This window comes from Streptomyces sp. NPDC044044, from assembly GCF_056434405.1.
This window is the reverse complement of the sequence record NZ_JBWKFG010000008.1, coordinates 179,059-203,612: the sequence shown is the minus strand read 5'-3', so window position 1 is coordinate 203,612 and position 24,554 is coordinate 179,059. Positions and strand designations below refer to the sequence as shown.

25 protein-coding genes are annotated in these 24,554 nt (G+C 69.9%); 21 read left to right on the top strand and 4 right to left on the bottom strand.

Features of this window, described 5'->3' with window-relative positions; all coding sequences use genetic code 11:
- The first annotated feature begins 266 nt into the window (after positions 1-266).
- The 9 genes from AC07AG_RS28975 to AC07AG_RS28935 all read left to right on the top strand — a co-directional run bounded on the left by AC07AG_RS28975 (position 267) and on the right by AC07AG_RS28935 (position 10,825).
- Entirely contained in the window at positions 267-1,193 is a 927-nt protein-coding gene (locus tag AC07AG_RS28975) for a carbohydrate ABC transporter permease (protein ID WP_478759063.1), read from the top strand.
- Positions 1,194-1,197: 4 nt separating this feature from the next.
- Positions 1,198-2,166, top strand: a complete 969-nt coding sequence (locus tag AC07AG_RS28970; RefSeq protein ID WP_478759062.1) for a carbohydrate ABC transporter permease — start codon at positions 1,198-1,200, stop codon at positions 2,164-2,166.
- 69 nt (positions 2,167-2,235) lie between these two features.
- Positions 2,236-3,576, top strand: a complete 1,341-nt coding sequence (locus AC07AG_RS28965) for an ABC transporter substrate-binding protein (protein ID WP_478759061.1) — start codon at positions 2,236-2,238, stop codon at positions 3,574-3,576.
- A 59-nt stretch (positions 3,577-3,635) separates the two neighbouring features.
- Positions 3,636-5,687 carry a beta-galactosidase gene (locus AC07AG_RS28960; RefSeq protein ID WP_478759060.1) on the top strand — a complete coding sequence of 684 codons (2,052 nt, stop codon included), beginning with the start codon at positions 3,636-3,638 and terminating at the stop codon, positions 5,685-5,687.
- Between the two features lie 124 nt (positions 5,688-5,811).
- Positions 5,812-7,887, top strand: coding sequence for an RICIN domain-containing protein (locus tag AC07AG_RS28955; protein WP_478759058.1), 2,076 nt, complete (start codon positions 5,812-5,814; stop codon positions 7,885-7,887).
- A 119-nt stretch (positions 7,888-8,006) separates the two neighbouring features.
- Positions 8,007-8,186: a hypothetical protein gene (locus AC07AG_RS28950; RefSeq protein ID WP_478759056.1), complete on the top strand. Its 180-nt coding sequence runs from the start codon at positions 8,007-8,009 to the stop codon at positions 8,184-8,186.
- A 152-nt stretch (positions 8,187-8,338) separates the two neighbouring features.
- Entirely contained in the window at positions 8,339-9,889 is a 1,551-nt protein-coding gene (locus AC07AG_RS28945; protein WP_478759054.1) for an FAD-dependent oxidoreductase, read from the top strand.
- Positions 9,890-9,903: 14 nt separating this feature from the next.
- On the top strand, positions 9,904-10,389 hold the full coding sequence (locus tag AC07AG_RS28940; protein ID WP_478759385.1) for a flavin reductase family protein: 486 nt from the start codon (positions 9,904-9,906) through the stop codon (positions 10,387-10,389).
- 109 nt (positions 10,390-10,498) lie between these two features.
- Positions 10,499-10,825, top strand: a complete 327-nt coding sequence (locus tag AC07AG_RS28935) for a DUF6343 family protein (protein ID WP_478759052.1) — start codon at positions 10,499-10,501, stop codon at positions 10,823-10,825.
- A gap of 51 nt (positions 10,826-10,876) precedes the next feature.
- On the opposite strand, the gene AC07AG_RS28930 is transcribed toward AC07AG_RS28935, so the two are convergent.
- Both AC07AG_RS28930 and AC07AG_RS28925 read right to left on the bottom strand, forming a co-directional pair.
- On the bottom strand, positions 10,877-11,611 hold the full coding sequence (locus tag AC07AG_RS28930) for a hypothetical protein (protein ID WP_478759050.1): 735 nt from the start codon (positions 11,609-11,611) through the stop codon (positions 10,877-10,879).
- Between the two features lie 106 nt (positions 11,612-11,717).
- Positions 11,718-12,560, bottom strand: coding sequence for a DUF1206 domain-containing protein (locus AC07AG_RS28925; RefSeq protein WP_478759048.1), 843 nt, complete (start codon positions 12,558-12,560; stop codon positions 11,718-11,720).
- Positions 12,561-12,649: 89 nt separating this feature from the next.
- Here AC07AG_RS28925 and AC07AG_RS28920 point away from each other — a divergent pair, with 89 nt between their 5' ends.
- Entirely contained in the window at positions 12,650-13,906 is a 1,257-nt protein-coding gene (locus AC07AG_RS28920) for a phospholipase D-like domain-containing protein (RefSeq protein WP_478759047.1), read from the top strand.
- 114 nt (positions 13,907-14,020) lie between these two features.
- On the opposite strand, the gene AC07AG_RS28915 is transcribed toward AC07AG_RS28920, so the two are convergent.
- Complete coding sequence (locus tag AC07AG_RS28915) at positions 14,021-14,194, bottom strand: CsbD family protein (protein WP_478759045.1); 174 nt, start codon at positions 14,192-14,194, stop codon at positions 14,021-14,023.
- Positions 14,195-14,440: 246 nt separating this feature from the next.
- Here AC07AG_RS28915 and AC07AG_RS28910 point away from each other — a divergent pair, with 246 nt between their 5' ends.
- The 10 genes from AC07AG_RS28910 (at position 14,441) to AC07AG_RS28865 (ending at position 22,430) form a co-directional block, all read left to right on the top strand.
- On the top strand, positions 14,441-15,337 hold the full coding sequence (locus tag AC07AG_RS28910; protein WP_478759043.1) for an STAS domain-containing protein: 897 nt from the start codon (positions 14,441-14,443) through the stop codon (positions 15,335-15,337).
- Entirely contained in the window at positions 15,334-15,738 is a 405-nt protein-coding gene (locus AC07AG_RS28905) for an STAS domain-containing protein (RefSeq protein ID WP_478759041.1), read from the top strand. The genes AC07AG_RS28910 and AC07AG_RS28905 overlap by 4 nt, the downstream gene beginning before the upstream one ends.
- 164 nt (positions 15,739-15,902) lie before the next feature.
- The gene (locus AC07AG_RS28900) at positions 15,903-16,283 is read left to right on the top strand and encodes an ATP-binding protein (RefSeq protein ID WP_478759039.1); all 381 of its coding nucleotides are present in this window, start codon (positions 15,903-15,905) and stop codon (positions 16,281-16,283) included.
- A gap of 11 nt (positions 16,284-16,294) precedes the next feature.
- Complete coding sequence (locus tag AC07AG_RS28895) at positions 16,295-17,320, top strand: SpoIIE family protein phosphatase (RefSeq protein ID WP_478759037.1); 1,026 nt, start codon at positions 16,295-16,297, stop codon at positions 17,318-17,320.
- Between the two features lie 5 nt (positions 17,321-17,325).
- Entirely contained in the window at positions 17,326-18,540 is a 1,215-nt protein-coding gene (locus AC07AG_RS28890; RefSeq protein ID WP_478759035.1) for a PP2C family protein-serine/threonine phosphatase, read from the top strand.
- A gap of 107 nt (positions 18,541-18,647) precedes the next feature.
- Positions 18,648-19,037, top strand: a complete 390-nt coding sequence (locus AC07AG_RS28885; RefSeq protein WP_478759033.1) for an ATP-binding protein — start codon at positions 18,648-18,650, stop codon at positions 19,035-19,037.
- A gap of 144 nt (positions 19,038-19,181) precedes the next feature.
- Positions 19,182-20,033 (top strand): SigB/SigF/SigG family RNA polymerase sigma factor, encoded by an 852-nt coding sequence (locus AC07AG_RS28880; protein WP_478759031.1) that lies wholly within the window; start codon positions 19,182-19,184, stop codon positions 20,031-20,033.
- A 325-nt stretch (positions 20,034-20,358) separates the two neighbouring features.
- Positions 20,359-21,351 carry a dihydroxyacetone kinase subunit DhaK gene (gene dhaK / locus AC07AG_RS28875; protein WP_478759029.1) on the top strand — a complete coding sequence of 331 codons (993 nt, stop codon included), beginning with the start codon at positions 20,359-20,361 and terminating at the stop codon, positions 21,349-21,351.
- Positions 21,352-21,418: 67 nt separating this feature from the next.
- Positions 21,419-22,027 carry a dihydroxyacetone kinase subunit DhaL gene (dhaL, locus tag AC07AG_RS28870; RefSeq protein ID WP_478759028.1) on the top strand — a complete coding sequence of 203 codons (609 nt, stop codon included), beginning with the start codon at positions 21,419-21,421 and terminating at the stop codon, positions 22,025-22,027.
- Positions 22,020-22,430 carry a PTS-dependent dihydroxyacetone kinase phosphotransferase subunit DhaM gene (locus AC07AG_RS28865; RefSeq protein WP_361048601.1) on the top strand — a complete coding sequence of 137 codons (411 nt, stop codon included), beginning with the start codon at positions 22,020-22,022 and terminating at the stop codon, positions 22,428-22,430. The genes dhaL and AC07AG_RS28865 overlap by 8 nt, the downstream gene beginning before the upstream one ends.
- Before the next feature lie 22 nt (positions 22,431-22,452).
- Here the strand turns inward: AC07AG_RS28865 and AC07AG_RS28860 are convergent, their stop codons facing one another.
- Positions 22,453-23,181: a glycoside hydrolase family 75 protein gene (locus AC07AG_RS28860; protein WP_478759026.1), complete on the bottom strand. Its 729-nt coding sequence runs from the start codon at positions 23,179-23,181 to the stop codon at positions 22,453-22,455.
- Between the two features lie 233 nt (positions 23,182-23,414).
- Here AC07AG_RS28860 and AC07AG_RS28855 point away from each other — a divergent pair, with 233 nt between their 5' ends.
- On the top strand, positions 23,415-24,401 hold the full coding sequence (locus tag AC07AG_RS28855; RefSeq protein WP_478759024.1) for a fibronectin type III domain-containing protein: 987 nt from the start codon (positions 23,415-23,417) through the stop codon (positions 24,399-24,401).
- The last annotated feature ends 153 nt before the right edge of the window (positions 24,402-24,554 follow it).

Genomic DNA, 24,554 nt, shown 5'->3' with positions numbered 1-24,554 from the left:
CCCGTTCAGCCCGTTCGGGCCGTTCGGCCGGGATCCCGCTCGCCGAGGTGCTTTCGGTTGCTTCCACTGTCTCCCTCGCCGTTGTTCTCAGTCTTCTCGGACGACCCTTGACCGCCGCCATCGGGGCAGTGTAGACATTCCGCCACTGAATGTTTACGTAAACATAACATCCTGCGGCGCTCGGCTCATCCCCTTGTCACGCCGCGATGTTTACGCAAACATCGCGGCACGTGACCCGGCTCCGAGATGGACGAGCGAGGAACGACATGACGACGCTTCACCTGCAGGAGGCCGCGGAGCGGCGTCCCGCCCGACCACCGTCACCACGGAATCGCCGTTCCTGGACGGGCTGGGGCTTCATCGGCCCCTTCGTGGCGGTCTTCGCCCTGGTCTTCCTGGCCCCCCTCGCCTACTCGGTCTATCTCAGTCTCTTCCGTGACCAACTCATCGGCGGCACCACGTTCGTGGGCCTCGACAACTACCAACAGGCCCTGAGCGACGACCAGTTCTGGGCGTCCCTGGGGCGGGTCTCGCTGTTCCTCGCGGTCCAGGTCCCGATCATGCTGGGCATCGCCCTGCTCGTGGCCCTCGCCCTGGACAGCGGCCGCCTGTACGGCAAGGACTTCTTCCGGATCTCGGTCTTCCTGCCGTACGCCGTGCCCGCCGTGGTCGCCTCGCTGATGTGGGGCTTCATGTACGGCACCCGCTTCGGGCTCGTGGGCGACATCAACGACGCCCTGGGCGTCTCGCTGCCCGACCCGCTCTCGCCCTCGCTGGTCCTCGCGTCGATCGGCAACATCGTCACCTGGGAGTTCGTGGGCTACAACATGCTGATCTTCTACTCCGCGCTCCGCGTCGTCCCGCACTCCCTGTACGAGGCCGCGGAGATCGACGGCGCCGGTCAGATCCGCGTCATCACGGCCATCAAACTCCCCGCGATCCGCGGCGCGCTGGTCATCGCGACGATCTTCTCGATCATCGGCAGCTTCCAGCTCTTCAACGAGCCGAGCATCCTGCAGAACCTCGCGCCCAACGCCATCACCACCGACTACACCCCGAACCTCCTCACGTACTCGCTGTCCTTCTCCGGTCAGCAGCAGAACTACTCCGCGACGGTCGCCATCGTCATGGGCCTGATCACCATGGTCATCGCCTACGTCGTCCAGCTGCGCGGCATGCGCAAGGGAGCGTGACCCGATGACCGGACCGAGCAGCCCCGTCACCACCGCCTCCCCCACCGTCCCGGCGCCCGCCCGCGCGCCGGGCGCCCCTCCCCGCCTGCGCACACCCCGCGTCCGCACGTCCCGGCCGCACACCGCGGGCCGGCCCCGGCGCAGCGTCCTGCTCACCGTGCTCACCGGCCTCGTCCTGCTCTACAGCCTGATACCGCTGCTGTGGCTGGTCATCAGCGCCACCAAGACCCAGGAGGGGCTCGCCGGTTCGTTCGGCCTGTGGTTCGGCGGGGACTTCGCCCTGTGGGACAACATCAGCGCGACCTTCACGTACAACGACGGCGTCTTCACCCGCTGGTTCCTGAACACCCTTCTGTACGTGGTCGTCGGGGCCGGGGGCGCCACTTTCCTCGCGGTCCTCGGCGGCTACGCCCTCGCGAAGTTCGACTTCCCCGGCAAGCGCGCGGTCTTCGCCGTCGTCATCGGCGCCGTCGCCGTGCCCGGTACGGCCCTGGCGGTGCCCACCTTCCTGATGTTCAGCAAGATGGGCCTGACCGACACCCCCTGGGCAGTCCTGATCCCCTCGCTCATCTCGCCCTTCGGGCTCTATCTGATGTGGGTCTTCGCCACCGAGGCCATCCCCACCGAGCTGATGGAGGCCGCCCGCATCGACGGGGCGAGCGAGCTGCGCACCTTCTTCCAGGTCGCCCTGCCGCTGCTCGCGCCCGGCACCGTGACCGTCCTGCTGTTCACGATGGTCGCGACCTGGAACAACTACTTCCTGCCGCTGATCATGCTCAAGGACCCGGACTGGTACCCGCTGACCCTGGGCCTCAAGAGCTGGAACGCCCAGGCCGCGACAGCCGGCGGCGATCCCGTCTTCCACCTGGTGATCACCGGTTCGCTGATCACCGTCCTGCCGCTGATCGCCGCGTTCCTGCTGCTCCAGAGGTACTGGCAGTCCGGACTCGCCGCCGGAAGCGTCAAGGAGTAGCACCCGCACGCCAGTTGACCCCCGTTGCACCACCCCCCTTTCGGACCACGGAGAAGTGGAAGCATCGCCATGCCCCAGAACACCCGCCGCCTGCTGCGCGGCATAGGTCTCGTCTGCGCCCTCACCCTGGGCGCGACCGCCTGCGGCGGCTCCGACGACGACGGCTCCGGCCAGAAGCAGGTCTCGGCCGCGGACATCAAGGCCGCCCTGAAGAAGGGCGGCAAGGTCAAGGTGTGGGCGTGGGAGCCCACCCTCAAGAAGGTGGTCGCCGACTTCGAGAAGGAACACCCCGCCGTCGACGTCGAGTTGGTGAACGCGGGCACCAACAAGGACCAGTACACGGCCCTGCAGAACGCCATCTCGGCGAAGAAGGGCGTCCCCGACGTCGCGCAGGTCGAGTACTACGCGCTGAGTCAGTACGCCCTGACCGAGTCCATCACCGACCTGACGCCCTTCGGCGCGGACAGGCTCAAGGACTCCTACTCGCCGGGCCCGTGGAACGCGGTGAAGTCCGGTGACGGCGTCTACGCCCTGCCGATGGACTCCGGCCCCATGGCCCTCTTCTACAACAAGAAGGTCTTCGACAAGCACAAGATCAAGGTGCCGACGACCTGGGACGAGTACCTCCAGGCCGCCCGCAAGCTGCACAAGGCCGACCCGAAGGCGTACATCACCAGCGACACGGGTGAGGCGGGCCTGACCACCAGCCTGCTGTGGCAGGCGGGTTCGCGCCCCTACAAGGTCGACGGCACCAAGGTGGGCATCGACTTCTCCGACAAGGGCGCCCGCACCTACACCAAGACCTGGCAGAAGCTCATCGACGAGAAGCTGGTCGCACAGATCAACCCCTGGACCGACGAGTGGTACAAGGCGTTCGGCGACGGCACCATCGCCACCCTGCCCACCGGTGCCTGGATGCCCGCCAACTTCGCCTCGGGTGTGAAGGAGGCCGCCGGCGACTGGCGCGCGGCGCCGCTGCCGCAGTGGACCGCGGGCGCCGATGCGAGCGCCGAGAACGGCGGCAGCTCGCTGGCCCTGCCGGAGCTCGGCAAGAACAAGGAACTCGCCTACGCCTTCGTCGAGTACGCCAACTCCGGCAAGGGCGTGCAGACCCGCATCTCGGAGGGCGCCTTCCCCGCGACCACCAAGGACCTCAGGTCCAAGGCGTTCCAGGACACCGAGTTCCCCTACTTCGGCGGCCAGAAGGCCAACAAGGTCTTCGCCGAGTCCGCGGCGAACGTCGCCGACGACTGGAAGTACCTGCCCTACCAGGTGTACGCCAACTCGGTCTTCAACGACACCGCGGGCAAGGCCTACGTCTCGGGCACTCCCCTGTCCGAGGGCCTGAAGTCCTGGCAGGAAGCCTCCGTCAAGTACGGCACCGAGCAGGGCTTCAGCGTCCAGAAGTGACGCGGCACGAGCGCCCCCGTACACCCGGCGACATCGAGCAACACACCGGAAGGACCACCATGCCCCCCACCCTCCCGTCCCGGCTCCTGCGCGGACCGGACGGTGGCGCCGCTCCCCGTCTCGCGTACGGCGCCGACTACAACCCCGAGCAGTGGCCGCGCGAGGTCTGGGAGGAGGACGTCCGGCTGATGCGCGAGGCCGGCGTCAACATCGTCTCCGTGGGGATCTTCTCCTGGGCCCGCATCCAGCCCTCCAAGGACACCTGGGACTTCGCGTGGCTCGACGAGGTCATGGACCTGCTGCACGCGGGCGGCATCGGGGTCGACCTGGCCACCGCCACCGCGTCCCCGCCGCCCTGGCTCACCGCGGCGCACCCGGAGATCCTTCCGGTGACCGCCGCCGGTGAGACGGTGTGGCCGGGTGCGCGACAGCACTGGCGGCCCACCTCGCCCGTCTTCCGCGAGCACGCGCTGCGCCTGGTGCGCGAGATGGCCCGGCGCTACGCCGGCCACCCGGCCCTGGTGGCCTGGCACGTCTCGAACGAGCTGGGCTGCCACAACATCTACGACTACTCCGACGACGCGGCCCGCGCCTTCCGTGACTGGCTGCGCGCCCGGTACACCACCCTCGACGGCCTCAACCACGCCTGGGGAACGGCCTTCTGGGCGCAGCGCTACAGCGACTGGGAGCAGATCCTGCCGCCGCGGCTCGCGGCGTCGCACCCCAACCCCACCCAGCAGCTCGACTTCAAGCGGTTCTCGTCGGACGCGCTGAAGGACTGTCTGCGGGCGGAGCGCGACGTCCTGCGCGAGATCACACCGGAGGTGCCCGTCACCACGAACTTCATGGTGATGGGCGGCACCAAGGGCATGGACTACGCCGACTGGGCGGGCGAGATCGACTTCGTCTCGAACGACCACTACGTCGTGCCGGGTCCGCAGGCCAGGGACGAACTGTCCTTCTCCGCCAGCCTCACCAGCTCCATCGCGGGCCACCGCCCGTGGTTCCTCATGGAACACTCCACCAGCGCCGTGAACTGGCAGCCCGTCAACCTGGCCAAGCGCGAGGGTGACCTGGCCCGCGACTCCCTGCTGCACGTCGCGCACGGCGCGGACGCCGTGTGCTTCTTCCAGTGGCGCCAGTCGGCGGCAGGCGCCGAGAAGTACCACTCGGCGATGGTGCCGCACGCCGGGGCCGACAGTGATCTCTTCCGTGCGGTGACCGGTCTGGGGCAGACGCTCGAGGCGCTGGCGCCCGTCGCGGGCTCCGGGCGCGAACCGGCGCGTGTGGCCGTCCTCTTCGACTGGGACTCGTGGTGGGCCAGCGAGCAGGACTCGCATCCCACATCCCGGCTCGACTACCACCAGGAGGCCCTGGACTGGTACTCCGCACTCCTGGCCCTCGGCATCCGGGCCGACGTCGTGACCACGCGGACCGAACTCGCACCGTACGACGTCCTGATCGCGCCCGTGCTGCACGTGGTCCCCGAGGCGCTGGCCAAGGACCTCACACGCTATGTCGAGGGCGGCGGCCATCTGGTCACGACCTACTTCTCCGGCATCGTCGACGAGAACGACCACATCTGGCTCGGCGGCTATCCAGGAGCGCTGCGTGATCTGCTCGGCATCCGCGTCGAGGAGTTCGGGCCGCTGCTCGACGGCGACGCGGTCGAGCTCGACAACGCCACCACGGGCTCGGTGTGGACCGACCGGATCACGGTCACGGGTCCGGAGGTGGAGATCCTCGCCCGGTACCGCACCGGCTCGTACGCCGAGCGGCCCGCCGTCACCCGCCGGGCGGCAGGGCGGGGTTCGGCGGCGTACGTGTCCACGCGGCTCGGCACGGACGGACTCACCGCCCTGCTGCCACAGCTCCTCGCCGGCGCGGGTGTCGAGAGCGAACTGCCCGCTCCCGCACGGGGACGCGTCGAGCTGGCCGTACGCCGCGATGCCGAAAGCCGCTACCTGTTCCTGGTCAACCGGACGGACGACACCGTGCCTCTGCCCGGACTGACCGGAGACGTCCTGATCGGCGGACCCCGGGATGCCGCCGACGGCACTCTCGCCCTGCCGCCCGGAGACGTCGCGGTCCTGCGCCGCCTCCATTCCTGACACCACCACCCCCTCCTGACACCACCACCCCCTCCTGTACAGCGCCACCCGTCCCAGAGCCGTGCCGTCCTGCCCGCGTGCGGGGCGACACGGCTCCGCAGCGCACCCGAGTTGGGAGCACACGTTGGCACCTCGTACCCGCACGAGAACGCGCACGACGACCCGCACAGGGACCCGCACGAGGACCCGCACGAGGCGACTGGTCGGCATCGTCGGCATCACCGCCCTGGCCACCGGGGCTGCCCTGGTCACGGCCCCGCCGCAGTCGGCCGCCGCGGCCTCCGACGCCGTCACCGTCCGGCCCGACCCCTCCTACCAGCACGAGAAGTTCGAGGGCTGGGGCACGAGCCTGGTCTGGTTCGCCAACGCCACCGGCGACTACCCCAAGGAGATACGCGAGAAGCTGGCCAGGCTCCTCTTCGGCGACAACGGCCTGGCCCTGAACATCGCCCGCTACAACATCGGTGGCGGCAACGCCCCCGACGTCAAGGACTATCTGCGCCCCGGCGGCGCGGTCGAGGGCTGGTGGAAGGCCCCCGCGGGCACCACCCGCGAGGACACCGACTGGTGGAGCGCCGCGGACAAGGCCGACTGGAACCCGAAGGCCGACGCCACCCAGCGCTGGTGGGTCGACCGGATCAAGGACGACGTCGACCACTGGGAGACGTTCAGCAACTCGCCGCCGTGGTTCATGACCGAGAGCGGCTATGTCTCGGGCGGCTTCAACGCGAGCGACGACCAGCTCAAGACCGGGTCCGTCGACGACTTCGCCTCCTACCTGGCGGGAGCGACCGAGCGTCTCGAGAAGTCCCACGGCATCAAGGTCGACACCCTCGACCCGTTCAACGAACCGAACACGGACTACTGGGGCACCCGCCTGGGAGCGGACGGCGAGCCGGTCGGCGGCCGCCAGGAGGGCGCCCACATCGGCCCCGAGCTCCAGCAGAAGGTGATCCGCGCCCTCGACCCGGCTCTCAGGAAGTCCGGGACCGGAGCGAAGATCTCCGCGATGGACGAGACCAACCCCACCACCTTCACGCGGAACTGGAACTCCTACCCGCAGGAGGTCAGGGACGCCGTCAGCCAGATGAACGTCCACACCTACGGCACCGAAGGACGCACCAGCGTGCGCGACTTGGCCAAGGCGGCGGACAAGCCGCTGTGGATGAGCGAGGTCGAGGGCGACTGGGGCGACGGCCAGGACTTCGACGACATGCGGCCGGGCCTCGGCCTGGCCCAGCGGATGGTCGACGACCTGCGTGAACTGGAGCCGAAGGCCTGGGTGTTCTGGCAGCCGGTGGAGGACTACGACAACATGAAGCCGGGCGGCGAGTCCGCCAAGGGCGGCAACTGGGGCAGCATCCAACTGCCGTTCAGCTGCACCTCCAAGGACACACTGGAGACCTGCCCCATCCGTACGAACACGAAGTTCGACACGGCACGCAACTTCACGCACTTCATCAAGCCCGGCGACCGGCTGGTCAAGGTCGACGACACGTCGAGCGCCGCCGCCGTGTCCCGGAAGGGCGACGCGGCGACGGTCGTCCACGTCAACAGCTCGGCCGCCGAGCGCACGGTCACGGTCGACCTGTCCAAGTTCGGCCACGTGCGCGGCACAGCCACCGTCACCCCCGTCGTGACCAGCGCCGAGGGCAAGCTCGAACGGCACGACGCCATCGGCGTCAGCGGCAGGAAGGCCACCTTCACGGTGCCCGCCCAGTCGGTGACCTCGTTCCTCGTCGAGGGGGTCTCCGGCGTCGCGAAGGACGCCTCCCCGCTGCAGAAGGGCCACACGTACGAGCTGACCGGCGTCCAGAGCGGCAAGGGCCTCACCGTCGCCGACAACGGCACCGGCCTCGTCATCAAGACCGCCGCGGACTCGGCCGGCCAGCGGTGGCGGCTGCGGCAGATCAGCGGTGACACCGGAAATCAGCGGCGGTACGTGTTCGCCGACTCGGCGGAGGGGAAACGGCTGGCCGTCCGTGCCGGGGCCCCGGTGGTCGAGCCCGACACCGGCCCCCGCGACAAGGCCGTCCAGTGGATCATGTCTACGACGGGTGACGGCACATGGACCCTCGTCAATGCGGCCACGGGCCGGCTCCTCGAGGTCGGCGGCCAGGCCACGCACGACGGAGCCGCCGTCACGACGTGGACACCGAACTCCGGGGCCAACCAGCGCTGGAAGGTGACCGAGCGGTAGACCCGCCCTCGGCGGCACTCCTCACCAGGCTCCATCACGCAGCGCAATCGCCTGACATGCACTGAGTTACCGCCGTGCCACGATGAGAAAACCAATCCGCCCTCACGAGGAGTGAACTCATGGGCAAGCAAAAGCGGTCCGCCGATCCGTCCCGTCAGGCCCCCGGCCGCCAGGAGCCCGCACAGCGGGGCCGGCGCGACCAGGACCCCGCACAGCCGGGTCAGGGCCGTCAGCAGGAGCGCAACCCGGGCGACGCCCGCGCGCAGCAGCGTCAGGACGCGGACGACGACCTGGTCTGACGCCTGGACCGCGTATGACCCGAGGGGCGCACCCTGTGCATGGGTGCGCCCCTCGGCGGTATCCGAAACGCGGATACGCGACCACTGAGACCTACCGCCCGGGGTACCCGTCAGCGCCATGACCGCGTACCACCGGTCCCCCAGGAGGCGCCATGGCCACGCAACGCCGGACGGTCGACGAGTCGTACTGGATGGCGACCACGCCCGCCACCGCATATCCGGCCCCCGACGCGGATCTGACGGCGGACGTCACGGTCGTCGGCGGCGGCATCGCCGGGCTGTGCACCGCCTGGGACCTGGTCCGTGCCGGTCTCGACGTCGTCGTCCTCGAGGCCGACCGGATCGCCTCGGGCGTGAGCGGCTGCACCACGGCCAAAGTGACCGCGGCGCACGGCCTCATCTACGCCGGCATCGAGGCGCGGCACGGCGCCGACGACGCCCGGCTGTACGCGCTCTCGCAGCAGGAAGCGGTCGAGCGGACAGCCACCCTCTGCACCGAGCTCGGCATCGACGCGGACCTGGAACGCGCCGCCGCCTTCACCTACGTACAGGACCCCGCACGCGTCGACGAGCTGCGGCAGGAGGTGGCGGCGGCACGGCGGGCCGGGCTCGACGCGTCCTTCGTGACCGAGACGGAACTGCCCTTCGCCGTCACCGGCGCGGTACGGGTCGGCGGCCAACTGCAGTTCCATCCAAGGAAGTTCCTGCTCGCCCTGGCCGAGAACATCACCCGCGCGGGGGGACGCGTCTTCGAGCGCTCCCGGGTCACCGCCCTCCACGACGGCGCCCGGTGCCGGGTCACCACGGAATCCGGCGTAACGGTCGAGGCACGCGACGTGGTCATCGCCACGCACTACCCCGTCTTCGACCGCACCCTGCTCTTCACCCGGATCAAGCCCCGTCGGGAGCTGGTGATCGCGGCGCCCGTGCCGTCAAAGGCCGCGCCCACAGGCATGTACATCACGCCGGAGGGCGGGACCCGTTCCCTGCGCAGCGCGCCCTACGACGACGGGCGACGGCTGCTCATCGTCACCGGGGAGTCGTTCGAACCGGGCGCGGGCGACGTGCGCGCGCGGTTCGACCGGCTCGACGCCTGGGCACGCGAGCACCTGCCGCACTTCGCCGAGCAGGGCGAGACCTACCGGTGGGCGGCGCAGGACAACGACTCCGTCGACCACCTGCCGTACGTCGGCCACGCCCACCCCGGCACCCAGCACGTCTTCGTCGCCACCGGCTTCGGCGGCTGGGGCATGAGCAACGGCGTGATGGCGGGCCGGCTGCTCACCGCCCATGTCGCGGGCGGTCCGCGACCGGCCTGGACCGATCTCTACGATCCCCGGCGGCTGCCACCGGTGCGCGACGCGGGCCAACTGGCCTCCTACCAGGCGGCAGCGGCGAAGCACTTCATCGGCGACCGGCTGCACACCAGCCACGTCGACGCGCTGACCGACATCCCGCCGGACAGCGGGGCCGTCGTACGCCTGCAGGGCAAGCGGTGCGCGGTCTACCGCGACGAGAACGGGAACGCCACCGCGCTCTCCGCGCGCTGCACCCACCTGGGGTGCCTGGTGCAGTTCAACGACGCGGAGCGGGTATGGGAATGCCCCTGCCACGGCTCCCGCTTCGCGACGGACGGCTCGGTCCTGCACGGCCCCGCCACGCGCCCCCTGGAACCGCGCGAACTCCCGGATCCCCCGGCCTAGGAGAGGTGATCACCTTGGTGTCCGTGGACGGGTTCACCGACCGCCTCGACTACCCGATGTACGTGGTGACGGCGGCTGCCGACGACGGTCCTGCGGGCTGCCTGGTGGGGTTCGCCTCGCAGTGTGCGATGGATCCGCCGCGCTTCGTGGTGTGGCTGTCCCGGGCGAACCACACGTACCGAGCGGCCCGAAGCTCCGTGTTCCTCGGCGTGCATCTCCTCAGGCGCGATCAGCACCGGACGGCCCGGCTGTTCGGGGGCGAGTGCGGCGACCGGGTCGACAAGTTCGCCGGTGTCCGGTGGGAGCCACGCACGGGCGGGACTCCCGTGCTGACGGACTCCTGCGCCTGGTGGGTCGGCAAGGTCGAGCGGCACGCCGACTGGGGCGATCACGTGGGCTTCCATCTCACTCCGGTGGAGGCGGGCGCGGACCCGCCGCCCTACGAGGAGCTGCTCCGCCTGAGCGACGTCACCGACATCACCCCCGGTCACCCGGCATGATCCGGGAACGGCGGTCCGGCGTGATCCCGGAGCGCCGGCCCGGGCGGGACTATCCTTGACCTTGACGAGAACCCACGGCAGCCCGTGCCCTCAGCTGCTGGAGGTAGCCATGAAAGGCGCACGCCCCGGCCGCCGCGGGCACCCGCACACGGCGTCCGGTCCCCCGAACCCCGGACCGCTCGCCCATGGTCCGGCCGGCGCGTCCCCGGTGCACACACACCGTGCCCATCGCCTGCGCCACCTGCTCACCTACGTCTACACGCCGCTCTTCCTGGCCCTGGCCGTGCTCTTCGGGGTGTGGGCAAGCGGCGGACCTCCCAGCCCCTGGGCACTTGCGGGCCTCGCGATCCTCTTCGCGGTCCTGGCGCTCCTGGCCCTGGCCGTCCACTCCGCCCTGCACCACCGCCACCGGGACCACGGCGGCCCGGGGCACTGAACGGACCCCGTCCCGACGCCGAGCCGCTCCAGCCAAGAGACCGGCCGCGGCCTAGCCGTCCCGCAGACGGACCGAGGCGCGCCCGGACTTCGGGTCGGACTCCAGAACCACGTACCGGCCGAGGACGGCGAGGGCGACCAGGCAGCCGCTCATCTCCAAACCCTCCTCCACGACCGTTCCCAGCATCAGCACGGTGCTGTGGCCGTTCGCGTGCGCCCAGCCGTTGAACGCCTCAGTCAGCAGCGCCCCGCCCAGGTACACCCCCAGTGCGGCAAGGAGCCCTCGCCGCAGGTCGCGCGGGAGGTTGCGCGCCCACAGCACGGCGATGGCGGTGCCCGCCGCCGCGAGCACCGCGCCGGGCAGCACCCAGGCGTGCGTGGGCAGCGAACCCCCGGCCCACTCCTTCCACGACCGGCCGACCTCACCGAGGCGCTCGTGCAACGACACCGTCTCGTCGACGCTGAGCAGTGCGGTCGCGGCGGCAAGACCCAGCCAGGACCGCCGCCCGGGGCGCGTGGAGCGCCCGCCGAGCAGCGCAGCGGTCAGCGCCATGCCCGCCACGGCAAGGAGCAGCGTGCTGTTCCACCAGGTGGCCAGGTTGGCCTCGACGTCGACGTTCACCAGCCTGCGGACGGCCGGTATGGGTTCGTAGTGGTTGTAGGCGCGCGTGGCGAGGTCGGCAAGGAGTAAGGCCGCGGTGCCGCCGGCGGCGAGCCACAGTAAGCGGCGGGCCGGCGGTCTCTCGAGCTCACCCGCGAACCGGTCGCGAGTCTGTGTATCGGTCATGCGTACGAAGGCTAGCGCGCGATCAACTCGGCCCGGGCGTCGGGTCCTTGGCGTCGATCGCAGGTCTCAGCCCGCGCGAACCCAGCTCATTCGTGGGATGAGACCTTCAGACCTTGCGCCAGCGGGCGTTGGCCCAGGAGAAGCCACCGAAGGCCGCGAGGCCGAGCGCTATGAGCACAAGCAGCCAGGGGCCGGCGGGGGTGTCGGTGAAGGAGCGCAGCGTGTCGTCCATCCCCTTGGCCTGACCCGGCTTGTGCTCAAGGGCTGCCGCGATGGCGAAGCCTCCCGCGACAGCGAAGACCGAGCCTCGGCACGCTCCGCCGAACACGCCCAGAAAGTTGACCACCTTGCGGGTTTTCGGCGACATCTCGGACATCTTCAAGTGCTTCTTGAACTTGAGCATGACCGCCCTGACAGCGATCCACACGCCTGCGCCGGCCACCACCGCACCCGCGATCCCGACGATCCACTGCCCGCCGGGCCAGTCCAGGGCCTTCGCCGTGATGTCCTGGGATTCCTTGTCCGAGCTCCCGCTGCCGCTGCCCTTCTCTCCGACCGCGTACGACAGCACGGAGTAGGCGACGAATCCGTAGAAGACGCAGCGGCCTGCGGCCATCGCCCTCTTGCTCGCCTTCTTGCCGTCGGGCCCCGCTTGCCCGAAGGCCGCTTCGGTCAGACGCCACAAGGCCATCCCCACCAGGGCTATGCCCAGCAGCCACAGCAGAACCGTGCCGAAGGGCTTCTCGGCGATCTCGGCGATGGCGCCACCCCGGTCTGCCTGCTCACCGCCTCCGTCCGAGAAGGCGATCCTGAGAGAAAGCACACCAATGAGCAGGTAGATGACCCCGCGGGCCACGAAGCCCGCACGGGCCGCGCCCTCAAGGGCCGTGCTGTTCGCCGCGCGCCGGGCCTGTCTGCGCCCGCGTGCCGTTACTGATCCGGTTGTCATGCCCGCCTTCTGCCCCCGGAGAGGCGTGCAATCCCTGGAACAGGCACTTCGCTTTTGTCTTCCCGCTCATTGTCGAGGAAGGTGCGTCCATGACATCCACGCAGAGCGCTTCCGCAGGCACCACCGGAACGACGGGCGTCGTCACGTCGTCTCCCTCCGGCAACGGAGAGGAGGACATCGATGATGTCCTCGCTGAGCGGGCCCGACGCGCCAGACGTCGGCTGGAGAGACTCATAGGGGTCGCGGCGACCGAAGGCAACGCGCTTGTCGCGTTGCGCAACGGCGACAGGATATTCGCGGCGATGCTGGACGGCATCCGCTCCGCGCAGCACACCGTGGACATGATGACGTTCGTGTACTGGAAGGGCGAGATCGCCCAGCAATTCGCCGACGCACTGGCCGAACGGGCACGCCAGGGGGTGCGGGTGCGCCTCATGCTTGACGGCTTCGGCAGCCGGCTCATCGAGAAGGACCAGCTGGAGGCGATGGAGCGAGCCGGCGTGCACGTGGCCTGGTTCCGCAAACCGCGCCACCTCTCACCGCTGAAGCAGAACCACCGCTGCCACCGCAAGGTCCTCGTCGTCGACGAGGCGACCGCGTTCACCGGCGGGGTCGGCATCGCCGAGGAGTGGTGCGGCGATGCCCGCAACCCCGACGAGTGGCGCGACACCCACGTACAGGTGCGCGGGCCCGCCGTGGACGGACTGGCCGCCGCGTTCGCCCAGAACTGGGCCGAGTGCCACGACCATCTCTTCGATGACCGCGACCGGCTCATCAACCATGACCCGCAGGGCGACGCCGTCGTACAGGTGGTGCGGGGCTCGGCCAGCTTCGGCTGGCAGGACATGCAGACACTGCTTCGCGTGGTCATCGAATCCGCGGAGGAACGGATCCGGCTCGCCACCGCCTACTTCGCCCCCGACGCCTACTTCATCGAGCTGCTGTGCGCCGCCGCCCGCCGCGGCGTCGAGGTCGAGATCCTGCTGCCGGGCCCGCACACCGACAAGAGGGTCTGCCAGCTGGCCGGCCAGCGCTACTACGAAGACCTCATCGCCTGCGGCGTCAAGGTCTTCCAGTACCAGCCGACGATGCTCCACACCAAGGTCATCACCGTCGACAGCATCATGGCCCTGGTCGGATCGACGAACTTCAACCGCCGCTCCCTCGACCACGACGAAGAGGTCATGCTGGCCGTCCTGGACCGGACGTTCACCGCCACGCTCGACAGCCATTTCACCGAAGACCTCGCGCACAGTGTGCTCATGACTCCCGGACGCTGGAAGCGCCGCTCACTCCTTCAGCGCGCCAGGGAAGCGACTGTCGTGCCCATCCGGCGCTTCCTCTGACGACGCTCTCCGAAAATTTCAGGAATCCTCGGCAGATGACGGGGTTGCTCATGTCACAGCGGTGGGGCAGACCCCTGAGGGTCTGCCCCACCGCTGTGACAGCAGTTCGGTCGGCTAGTGCTTGCCGACATCCTTGATCTTTTCCTTGGCCTGGCGGGCATCGCCCTTCTTCCGCTCGACGCGCCCCTCGGCGGTCAGACTCTCGTTGCCGACAGCGCGGCCCACGGTCTCCTTGGCAGCGCCGGTGGCCTGCTCGGTCTTGGCCTTGGCCTTCTCGTTGGCAGTCATGTCCGCTCACGCTCCCTTGGCTTCGACGTCTTGTTGCTCTCCATCCGTGTGGCCACTGATCCACGGCGCAAACATCGCCTCCCGTGTGGCCTGATCGTTCTGCTGGCCCGTGGGACCGGCCTGCTCGTTTGCCAGGCCTCTCCGGCTCCGGGGCGACTCGTGGAGAACGTTGCCGTGCGGCTACGATCGGCCGGGCCCTTGCCGGGGGCGTAGAGAGTCGTGGGCGCCGATTGAGAGGGCCGGGCAATGAGTGACAGGGAGTCCGTAGTGCGGGAGCGCCTGACCGAGGTGCTGCAGCGCCGGGCCGGTGAGATCGCCGATCGCTGGGTGCAGCTGCAGGAAGAGCGCGTGGGCCTGAGCACTGGAGGACCGGCCGAGGCGGAGCTGCGTGAAGAGGCGGACGCGCTGGTCACCGCACTGGGCACCGGTCTGGCCAGCAGTCTGCCCGCCGAGGCGATCGTCAGCAGGCACTCCGCGTTGAGCGACGCCGTCACGGACATGTCACTTCGCCGGGCCCGCGAGGGCGCGGAGCCGACGGCGACGTCGTTGGCGGTCCTGGCGATGAAGGAAGCCCTGCTGGAGGCGGTGCAGGACGAGGACCTCACCTCCGGCCACATGTTCACCGCCGCACTGATGATCAACCGGCTGCTGGATGCTGCCGGCGCGTTGTCGTTCGAGACATATGTCGAGGGGCGTGAGGAGATCATCCGGCGGCAGAGCCGTCAGCTCCTCGAGGTCTCGACGCCGGTCGTGCGCCTGTGGCATCAGGTTCTGGCCGTACCGCTGATCGGGAATCTGGACACGGCCCGCAGTCAGGTGGTGATGGAGAACCTGCTCCACTCGATCCAGAAGGACGAGGCACTGGTCGCCATCATCGACATCACCGGGGTGCCGACGGTCGACACGGCGGTCGCCCAGCACCTCATGCAGACGGTGAAGGCCGTGCGCCTGATGGGCGCCGAGTGTGTCATCAGCGGCATCAAGCCCAGGATCGCCCAGACGATCGTGCAGCTGGGGATCGATCTGTCCGGCATCCAGACCCGCGCCACACTGGCCGACGCCCTCTCCACCGCCATCGCACTGACCGAGAAGTCCGACACCCGGGCGCGGCTGGGGGCCTCGGCTTCCCCGGGACAGCTGTGAGCGCGCCGACGGCAGGGGTGACGCCCATCCTGAGACTGGGAGACACCCTGGTCACCGGGCTGCTCAGCGAGGTCGACGACACCTCCGCCATGGCCCTGGCCGAGGAGCTGACCAGCCGCATCGTCGAGGACGGCGCACGCCATGTGCTGATCGACATCTCCCGCGTACAGCTCATCGACTCGTTCGTGGCGCGCGCTTTGATGGAACTGAGCACCATGGCGCAACTCCTGGGTACACGGGTGATCGTCGCAGGGATGAGTCCTGCGGTGACGATCACTCTCGTGGAGCTGGGTATCGACATGACTGGGGTAGAGACCGCGCTGAACGCCGAGCAGGGCATGGCGGCCCTCGGCTGGTACCAGACCGTGCGACCGCCCCGGACAGCGGAGACGCAGGAGTGAGGCTGTCCGGAGAGCGGGGTGTCGACGGCTCGGGCCACGAGGGGCGGAACGCGACCGGCAGCGTGATCGACGGTCGGCGGTCGGCGCCCGCCGCTCGACGTGCCGCCCAACCCTCCCGTCCTCAATCCACAACTTCCCGTCCTCAATCCACCGAGACCTATGAGGTGCGCACGGAAGGCGACCTGCTGACCGCCCGCCACGCCGTGCGGGCGGCCACCCAGGAGCTGGGCTTCAGCCTGGTCGACCAGACCCGTGTGGTCACCGCCGCCAGTGAACTGGCGCGCAACGCCTACCTGCACGGCGGCGGCGGCACGTTGACCATCGACCGCCTGCAGCAAGCGCGCGGAGCGGGACTGCGGCTCGTCGTGCGGGACGAGGGACCGGGCATCGACGATCTGGAGGACGCGATGGCCGACGGCTTCACCACCGGCGGCGGCCTGGGGCACGGTCTGGGCGGTGCACGACGGCTCATGCACGAATTCGACGCACGGTCACTGCCGGGGCAGGGCACCACCATCACCGCGGTCCGGTGGGTGGATCAGTGAGCCGGGAACCGATGCGACTGGTCACCGGACAGGTCCGGATCGACCATTCCAGCGCCGTCCACCTCGCAGCCACGCGCGCCCGCGCCACGGCGGTCGAGTGCGGCCTGCCCGGCTCACTGCCCGACCAGGCGGCGGCAGTGGCCAGCGAACTGGCCAGCAACCTCGACAAGCACGCCGTCGACGGCATCGTCTACCTGCAGCCGCTCCCGATGGGTGACGGGATGGAGATCCTGACGGCAGACCGCGGGCCGGGCATGACCGATCTGAAGCGCTGCCTCACGGACGGCTACTCCACCACCAACACCCTCGGCGGCGGGCTCGGCGCGGCGCGCCGAGTCGCCTCCTCCTTCACCGCCCGCACCCAGGTGCCGGAAGGCACCGTCCTCTCCGCGCGCATCCGCGTCCCGGGCACCACGCCCTCCTACGCCCCTTCCCACGACCCGGAGCGCACTCCTGTCGCTCCGCACACCGGCATGGTCTGCCTGCCGGCGGACGGGGAACAGGAGTGCGGCGACGGCTGTGCCGTCGTGGACACCGACGCAGGCCGCACCGCCCTCGTCGTCGACGGGCTGGGGCACGGAGAACTCGCCGCGCAGGCCACCCGCACCGCCTTGAAGGCCTTCCACGCCACTTGCGACAAGCCGCTGCCCGACATCATGCGCTCCCTCCACCACGCGCTGCGGCATACCCGAGGAGCCGCCGTCGGCCTCGTGCGACTGCAGCCCGGCCAGGCTCAGTACTGCGGCATCGGCAACATCCGGCTGTGTGTCCTCTCCGTCCACCAGACACACCGCCGGCTCGACGGACAGCCCGGCATCGTGGGCTGGAACATGCCCACCCCCCAGACCCGCACGGTGCCCCTCCATCCGGGACAAATCAGCGTCATGCACTCCGACGGCATCGAGGGCCGCTGGTCACACGACCCGTCCTCGTTCCTTCTGCGCCTGCCCGCCGAGCTCCTGCCGGCCGCTCTCGCCCACCGTCACCGCCGTACCCGTGACGACGCCACCGCACTCAGCCTGACCGGTATGCGATGACCGGTATGCGACCACAGCCACTGACAAGCCTGCGCGCACTGCGGCAGGCCGCACGCAGCCTCGCCGATGCCCATGGACTCAGGGTGGAGGACCGCGCCCGTCTCGTGCTCTCCGTCACCCTCGCGGCGCGCGCCGAACTCCAGGCGCACCGCGCCGTGCGGCTCACCGGCACGGCGGACCACCGCGACGGCACCCTCGCGGTCACCCTCAGCGCCCGGCCCGGAGCCGAGACCCCCCACCCCTCCCGGCTGCCGCTGCCTGCGGCATCGGGCCCCGACGGCACGACCGTATGGCACCTGCCTGTCCAGCCTCTCGCCGCCTCCCAGGCCGCCCCCGGGACCGACGGGGCGGACGAGCAGGCCGAGGACGAGCTGGCTTCCGTCATCCACCGCCTGGACTCGGTATCGGCGGAGCACCGCCAGCTCAAGGCCGAACTGGACGAGACCAACAGCGGAGTCCTCGCCCTCTATGTCCAGCTCGAGGAACGCGACGAACAACTGCGGCGCGCTCACGGCCAGATGCTCCGCAAACTGGAGGACGCACTGCGTCCTCCCCCACTGACCGTGCCCGGCCTGGAACTCGCCGTCCACTACGCGCCCGCCGAGACCGACGCCCCCTCCGGCGGTGACCTCTACGACTGGTTCGCCCTCCCAGACGGCACCGTCCACATCACCATCGTCGACGCCCTCGGTCACGGCATCGGCAGCACACGCACCGCCCTCAGCGTCACCCACGCCGTACGCACCCTCGCCCTGGAAGGACACCCGCTCCAGGACATCGTCCGCCAGACCGCCGACATCCTCGCCGTCGTCGACCCGCACCTCATGGCCACGACCCTGCTCGCCCGGCTCGACCCGACCACCGGCGAACTGCATCTGGCCAACGGAAGCCACCCGCCCGCCCTCCTGGTCAGCCCGAACGGCCATACGCGCTATCTCGAACTCCGAGGCCGCGGCGTCGGCTTCCCGCTCCCCGGCAGCGAAGAGACACTGAGCATCCAGCTCACCCCGGGCGACCTGCTGCTCCTCTACACCGACGGCCTCACCGAGAGCCGCAAGGACCCGATGGAAGGCGAGCACCGTCTGGGCATCTCCGCGCTCCGGCACGCCCAACGCCCCATCAAGACCATTCCCAGTGCCATTGCCGAGGACATGCACACCGTCGTGCTCCACCCCGACGACACGCTGGCGCTCGCCGTGCGCCTCGCCCAAGAGCCGTGATGGAGTCGGCAGGAGTGTTGTGCGTCGCCTCGGGCAGGCGGTACTCAACGACCGATCACTTGCCATATGGACGATATGGCCGGTTCGCAGCTTGGAGCTGAGGTCTTATGGGGACTCACGCGACGCCCAGCACGCTGGACGTGGCCTGCCACGATGTGCGCGATGCGGTGAGGAACGTGATCGAGCCGGCCTGCCTGGCTCTGTCATCGCACCAGGCCCGCAGATTCCGCGAAGATGCTCTGCTGGTGGCCAGCGAGTTGGCATCGAACGCGATCCTGCACGCCGGCGGTGTCTCCCGGTTCGACACGCACATCGAGGACGGTCTGCTGGTGGTGCGGGTCAGCGACCGCAGTACGAGCACGCCGCATCTCGTACGCCAGGAGCCCGGCCGGCCCGGGGGCTTCGGCTGGATGATCACCCAGCGCCTCGCCTCGCACGTCAGCGTCGACATCCACCCCGACGGCAAGACCGTCACCGCGGCACTGGCCCTGCCGTAGCGCCCCGGTTCCTCGTCACCGGGCACCCGAGAGGATCATCGGGGTGCCGCCTGCATGTTCGGCTCGATGCCGGGTATCCGCGCGAGAGCAAGTGAGAGGCAGTCAGCCTCGGGACAGCTGAAGGCAGGGCGCATGATGACGGTGATGACGCAGGACAAGGCAACGGCCGCTCAGGGCCAGGAGGCCCTCGTGGAGCGTGCCTACGCGGACCCGTCTTCCGTCGCGCCGAAAGATGCGCGGGAGATCGGCAAGCGGTTCTTCCACCGGCTGACCCAGCTGGAGGAAGGGACGCACGAGTATCAGTACGTGCGCAACTGCCTGATCGAGATGAACCTCTCCCTCGTGCAGTACGCCGCGTCCCGGTTCCGCCACCGCGGCCAGGAGGAGATGGAGGACATCGTCCAGGTCGGCACGATCGGCCTGATCAAGGCGATCGACCGCTTCGAGCTGACCCGCGAGGTCGAGTTCGCGACCTTCGCCGTCCCCTATGTCACCGGTGAGATCAAGCGGTTCTTCCGCGACACCAGCTGGGCGGTCCATGTGCCGCGCCGGCTGCAGGAAGCCCGCATCGAACTCGCCAAAGCCACCGATGAGTTGCGCACCCGCCTGGGCCGCAGTCCCTCCACGGCCGAGCTGGCCGAGCTGATGCAGCTTGAGCCGGCCGAGGTACAGCAGGCGCAGATGGCGTCCAACGGCTACAACGCGTCCTCCCTGGATGCCACAGTGATGAACGGCAACGAGGAATCCGACGCCGCCCTGGCCGATTTCATCGGCTTCGAGGAGAGCTCCTACGAGCTCATCGACAACTTCAACTCGCTGACCCCGCTCATCGCCGAACTCGACGAACGTGAGCGCACACTGATCCACCTGCGGTTCGTCGAGGAGCAGACTCAGGCGCAGATCGGCGAAGCACTCGGAGTCTCACAGATGCACGTCTCGCGGCTCATCGCCCGCGTCGTGGCCAAGCTCCGTACCGGCCTGATGGCCACCAACTAGGGTCCGGCTTCAAACGCACCTTGCCCGGAGCAGGACGGCAGCACCGTGACCGGGGTCGCGGTGCTGCCGTCTGCCGGGGCTCTCTGGGCGATGGGCTTCCGGCCCACGGATGCCACGGCACCGGGGTGGATCGCGATCACCTGGCGCCTCGACCTGATCGCACTCGGCGAGAGCGCATCCAGCCATCCGCGGACAGCGGGCGACTCTTCAGAGCCGAACAGTTCGAACACAGCCCGCGCCACCTGGCGCCGTTCGCTCGATAATGACCTCAGGCTCGCACATCTTCCAGCACAGAGGCTTCACTGCCCCTCACCCGGAGGTACCCATGAAGATGCTGATCAACGTGGCGGAGACAGTCGTCGCGGACGCGCTGCGGGGCATGGCGGCCGCGCATCCCGACCTGACGATCGACGTGGAGAACCGCGTGATCGTGCGCAGGGACGCCCCCGTCGCCGGGAAGGTCGCCCTCGTCTCCGGCGGGGGTTCCGGGCATGAGCCGCTGCACGGCGGGTTCGTCGGGCCGGGGATGTTGTCCGCCGCCTGTCCCGGTGAGGTGTTCACCTCGCCCGTGCCCGATCAGATGGTGCGGGCCGCTGCCGCCGTGGACAGCGGGGCGGGGGTGCTGTTCGTCGTGAAGAACTACACGGGGGACGTCCTCAACTTCGACATGGCCGCCGAGCTCGCCGAGGACGAGGGCATCCAGGTCGCCAAGGTGCTCGTCAATGACGACGTGGCCGTCACCGACAGCCTGTACACGGCCGGGCGGCGCGGCACCGGTGCGACGCTGTACGTCGAGAAGATCGCCGGGGCGGCGGCCGAGGAGGGCATGCCGTTGGAGCGGGTCGAGGCGATCGCACGGCAGGTGAACGAGAACTCGCGGAGTTTCGGGGTCGCGCTCAGCGCCTGTTCCACGCCCGCCAAGGGCAGCCCGACCTTTGATCTGCCCACCGGCGAGCTGGAGTTGGGCGTCGGGATCCATGGTGAGCCCGGACGTGAGCGGCGCGCGATGATGACGTCCAGTGAGATCGCGGACTTCGCCGTGGACGCCGTACTCGAGGATCTCCGCCCGCGTAACCCCGTGCTCGTGCTCGTCAACGGCATGGGGGCCACTCCCCTTCTTGAGCTGTACGGCTTCAATGCCGAGGTCCAGCGTGTTCTCGCCGAGCGCGGCGTCGTCGTGGCGCACACGCTGGTCGGCGACTACGTGACCTCGCTGGACATGGCCGGGGCCTCCGTGACCCTGTGTCAGGTCGACGAGGAGCTGCTGCGGCTCTGGAACGCCCCGGTCCGTACCGCCGGGCTTCGCTGGGGTGTCTGATCCCTGGCCGTCACCCCGTACGACGTGCTCTCTTCCGCCCAACTGATCTACCGCGCAAGGAGTTTCCGTGCTCGATGCCGCATTCTTCCGTCAGTGGCTGACCTCGGCCGCCGCACTCGTCGACCGGGAGGCGGAGCGGCTCACCGAGCTGGACTCGCCGATCGGTGACGCCGACCACGGCAGCAATCTGCAGCGCGGGTTCGCCGCCGTGGTGGCCACCCTGGAGAAGGAGGCACCCGCCACGCCGGGGGCCGTACTCACCCTGTCGGGGCGGCAGTTGATCTCGACCGTGGGGGGTGCGTCGGGGCCGCTCTACGGGACCTTGCTCCGGCGTACCGGCAAGGCCCTCGGCGATGCCGCCGAGGTCAGTGAGCAGGAGTTCGCCGACGCGCTGCGCACCGGCGTCGACGCGGTCAGCGCGCTCGGCGGCGCCGTGCCCGGCGACAAGACCATGCTGGACGCCCTCGTCCCCGCGGTCGACGCGCTCTCGGAGTCGTTCGGAGCGGCGCGCGACGCCGCCGACGAAGGCGCCCTCGCCACGACGCCCCTGCAGGCACGCAAGGGGCGGGCCAGCTATCTGGGCGAGCGCAGCATCGGGCACCAGGATCCCGGGGCGACCTCGTCGGCGCTTTTGTTCGACGCCCTCGCGCGGACCGCGGAGGCCGGCCGTGAGTGACGACAAGCTGGTCGGCATCGTCCTCGTCTCGCACAGCGGCGCCGTCGCCGAATCCGTCGCCGCGCTGGCCACAGGGCTCGCGGGTGGCGGGTCGACCGCGCCCGTGGCCGCCGCGGGCGGCACCGAGGACGGCGGCCTCGGCACGAGCTCGGAGCTCATCGCCCAGGCCGCCGCGAAGGTGGACCGCGGCGCGGGCATCGCGATCCTCACCGACCTGGGCAGCGCGGTCCTCACCGTGAAGGCGCTGATCGCCGAGGGCGACGAGCTCCCCGATGGCGCCCGCCTGGTGGACGCCCCGTTCGTCGAGGGCGCGGTCGCGGCGGTGGTGGCCGCTTCGGCGGGCGCCGACGTCGACGCGGTGGAGGCCGCGGCCGCGGAGGCGTACTCCTACCGGAAGGCGTGAGGAAACCCGCCGGGCGATCCGGTCAGTTCTGCCGGAGGAACTGCCGGGCCAGCGTGTCACCTCGGGTGACCGCGGCCCGGTGGCTCTGGATGGGCGACGCCTTGCGTCCCTTGAAGACGAGGTAGGTGACGCCCGCGTCGGTGCCGCCGGACCTGGGGTCGGCGCGGATGCCGAGCGACTTCGCCGCCGCGTAGGACGCCTCGCCGATGAGGCCGGTGGGGCCGGTGTCGCCGACGACGGCGTACAGGACCTTGCCCTCATGGATCACGGCGGCCACCGAGCCACCCGTGATGCCGTGCGCCGCGTGGTTCCAGCGGCGGCTCGCGCCCGGCACGACGATGTACGGGAGGCGCTCCGCGCTCAACTGGCGGCCGTTGGATTCCTGGAACGCGGTGGCGTGGAAGAACAGCGGGTCCGTGCGCCGGTTGCAGGCCTTGCTCGGCCGGCCGTCGCAGTCGATGTCCATGTCGGCCTTCCAGAACACCGCGCCCCGCTTGCCGCAGACGGGGATGTTCGCGCGGGTGCCGTCGTCCGTACGGTACTTGCCGCGCGAGATCTGTCTGCAGGATCCGACCTCGGCGAGAAGCGCCGAAGCGCTCACGCTCCCTTCCCGGGCGGTCGAACCCCCTTTGCTCTCCGTCGACTTGCGGGGCGGCGCGCTCTCCTGCGGATACGCCGCGGCGGGCAAGGAGGCGGGGGCGAGCAGGGCGGCTCCGGCCGCCACGGCGAGCGCCGTCGTTCTGGTTCGCACGAGAAAGGGCCTTTCCTGGGAGGAACTGACGGTTGGTCGGATGAGCGGAGGCACTCGGCCCGAGCTCGTGACCAGACATCCCAATCTGTCCCGGGTCGTACACCTCGGTCACCGCTCAGGGCCCGGACGGCGCACGCGCACACCCCCTCGAAGTGCGGCCCACCCCTTGATGTGCACTCGACACCCCTGTCAAATAGGTCCGGACCAATGCTGCCCGAGTGGAAGGCACGACCGTGCGACGGACCCCCCACCTGTCCACCCCCTTCTCCGCCCTCCTCCTTGCCACCGCCTGCACCCTGACCTCCTGCGCCTGGGGCGGCGACCAGGACGCGAAGGACGTGCAGCCCCCGGCCGCCCCCCGAGGCGTCACCGTCCAGGCGGGCAGCGCCACCACCGCCCACGTCATGTGGAACCAGGCCACGGACGACACGGAAGTCACCGGCTACGACGTGTACCGGGGCGCCACCAGGGTCGAGCGCGTGCCGAGCGGCAAGCACATGGTGGACGTCGTCGGTCTGAAGCCGTCCACGGCCTACACCTTCACCGTCCGCGCCCGTGACGCCGAGGGGAACGTCAGCCCCGCCAGCAGGAAGCTCACGGTGACCACACCCGCCGCGGCCGCCGCGGACCGCGAACCGCCGTCCCGGCCCGGCTCGCCGCGGGGCGCGGTCGAGGGGAGCCGGGCGGTGACGCTGTCCTGGGGTGCGTCCAAGGACGACAAGGGCGTCGCCTCGTACGAGATCTATCAGGGCACGTCGAAGATCCACAGCGTGGCCGGGAGCGAGCGCGAGACCCTCGTCACGGGGTTGCGGCCGGGCACGGCCTACCGCTTCACCGTCAAGGCGCTCGACGCGGCCGACAACGCGTCGCCCGCGAGCCGCGCCGTCCGCCTGACCACCGCGGCGGGCCGGGACGACGGGCGGGGCACGGCGCCGACGGACTTCCGCGCGAAGACCCGGCACGCCGACGGGGCGTACTACATCGACCTGGCCTGGACGCCGCCGCACACCGGCGGCGCGGTGGCGGAGTACCAGATCCACCTCGACGGCAAGGCGGCCACCTCGCTGGTGTTCGGCGGTGCGGCGCCCCGGAAGAAGGCCACGCACACCTTCTACGTGGGCAAGAAGCCGGGGGACACGCACCGCGTCAAGCTGCGGGCCAAGCTCCCCGACGGGACATGGGGCGGCTACTCCGCCGAACGGACGGTCACCACCGGCTGAGCCCCGAAAGGCCGAGGACGCCCGTGACGCCGGGTCAGCTGTCGGCCGTACGAAGGATTCCGTCACCTGCCCGGTGGCTGTCCGCATGCGGCATCGGCGAAGGGCACGTTGGCTCGTCGTCAGGTAGCACGGGCGCTCCCCTACCCCCGGCGG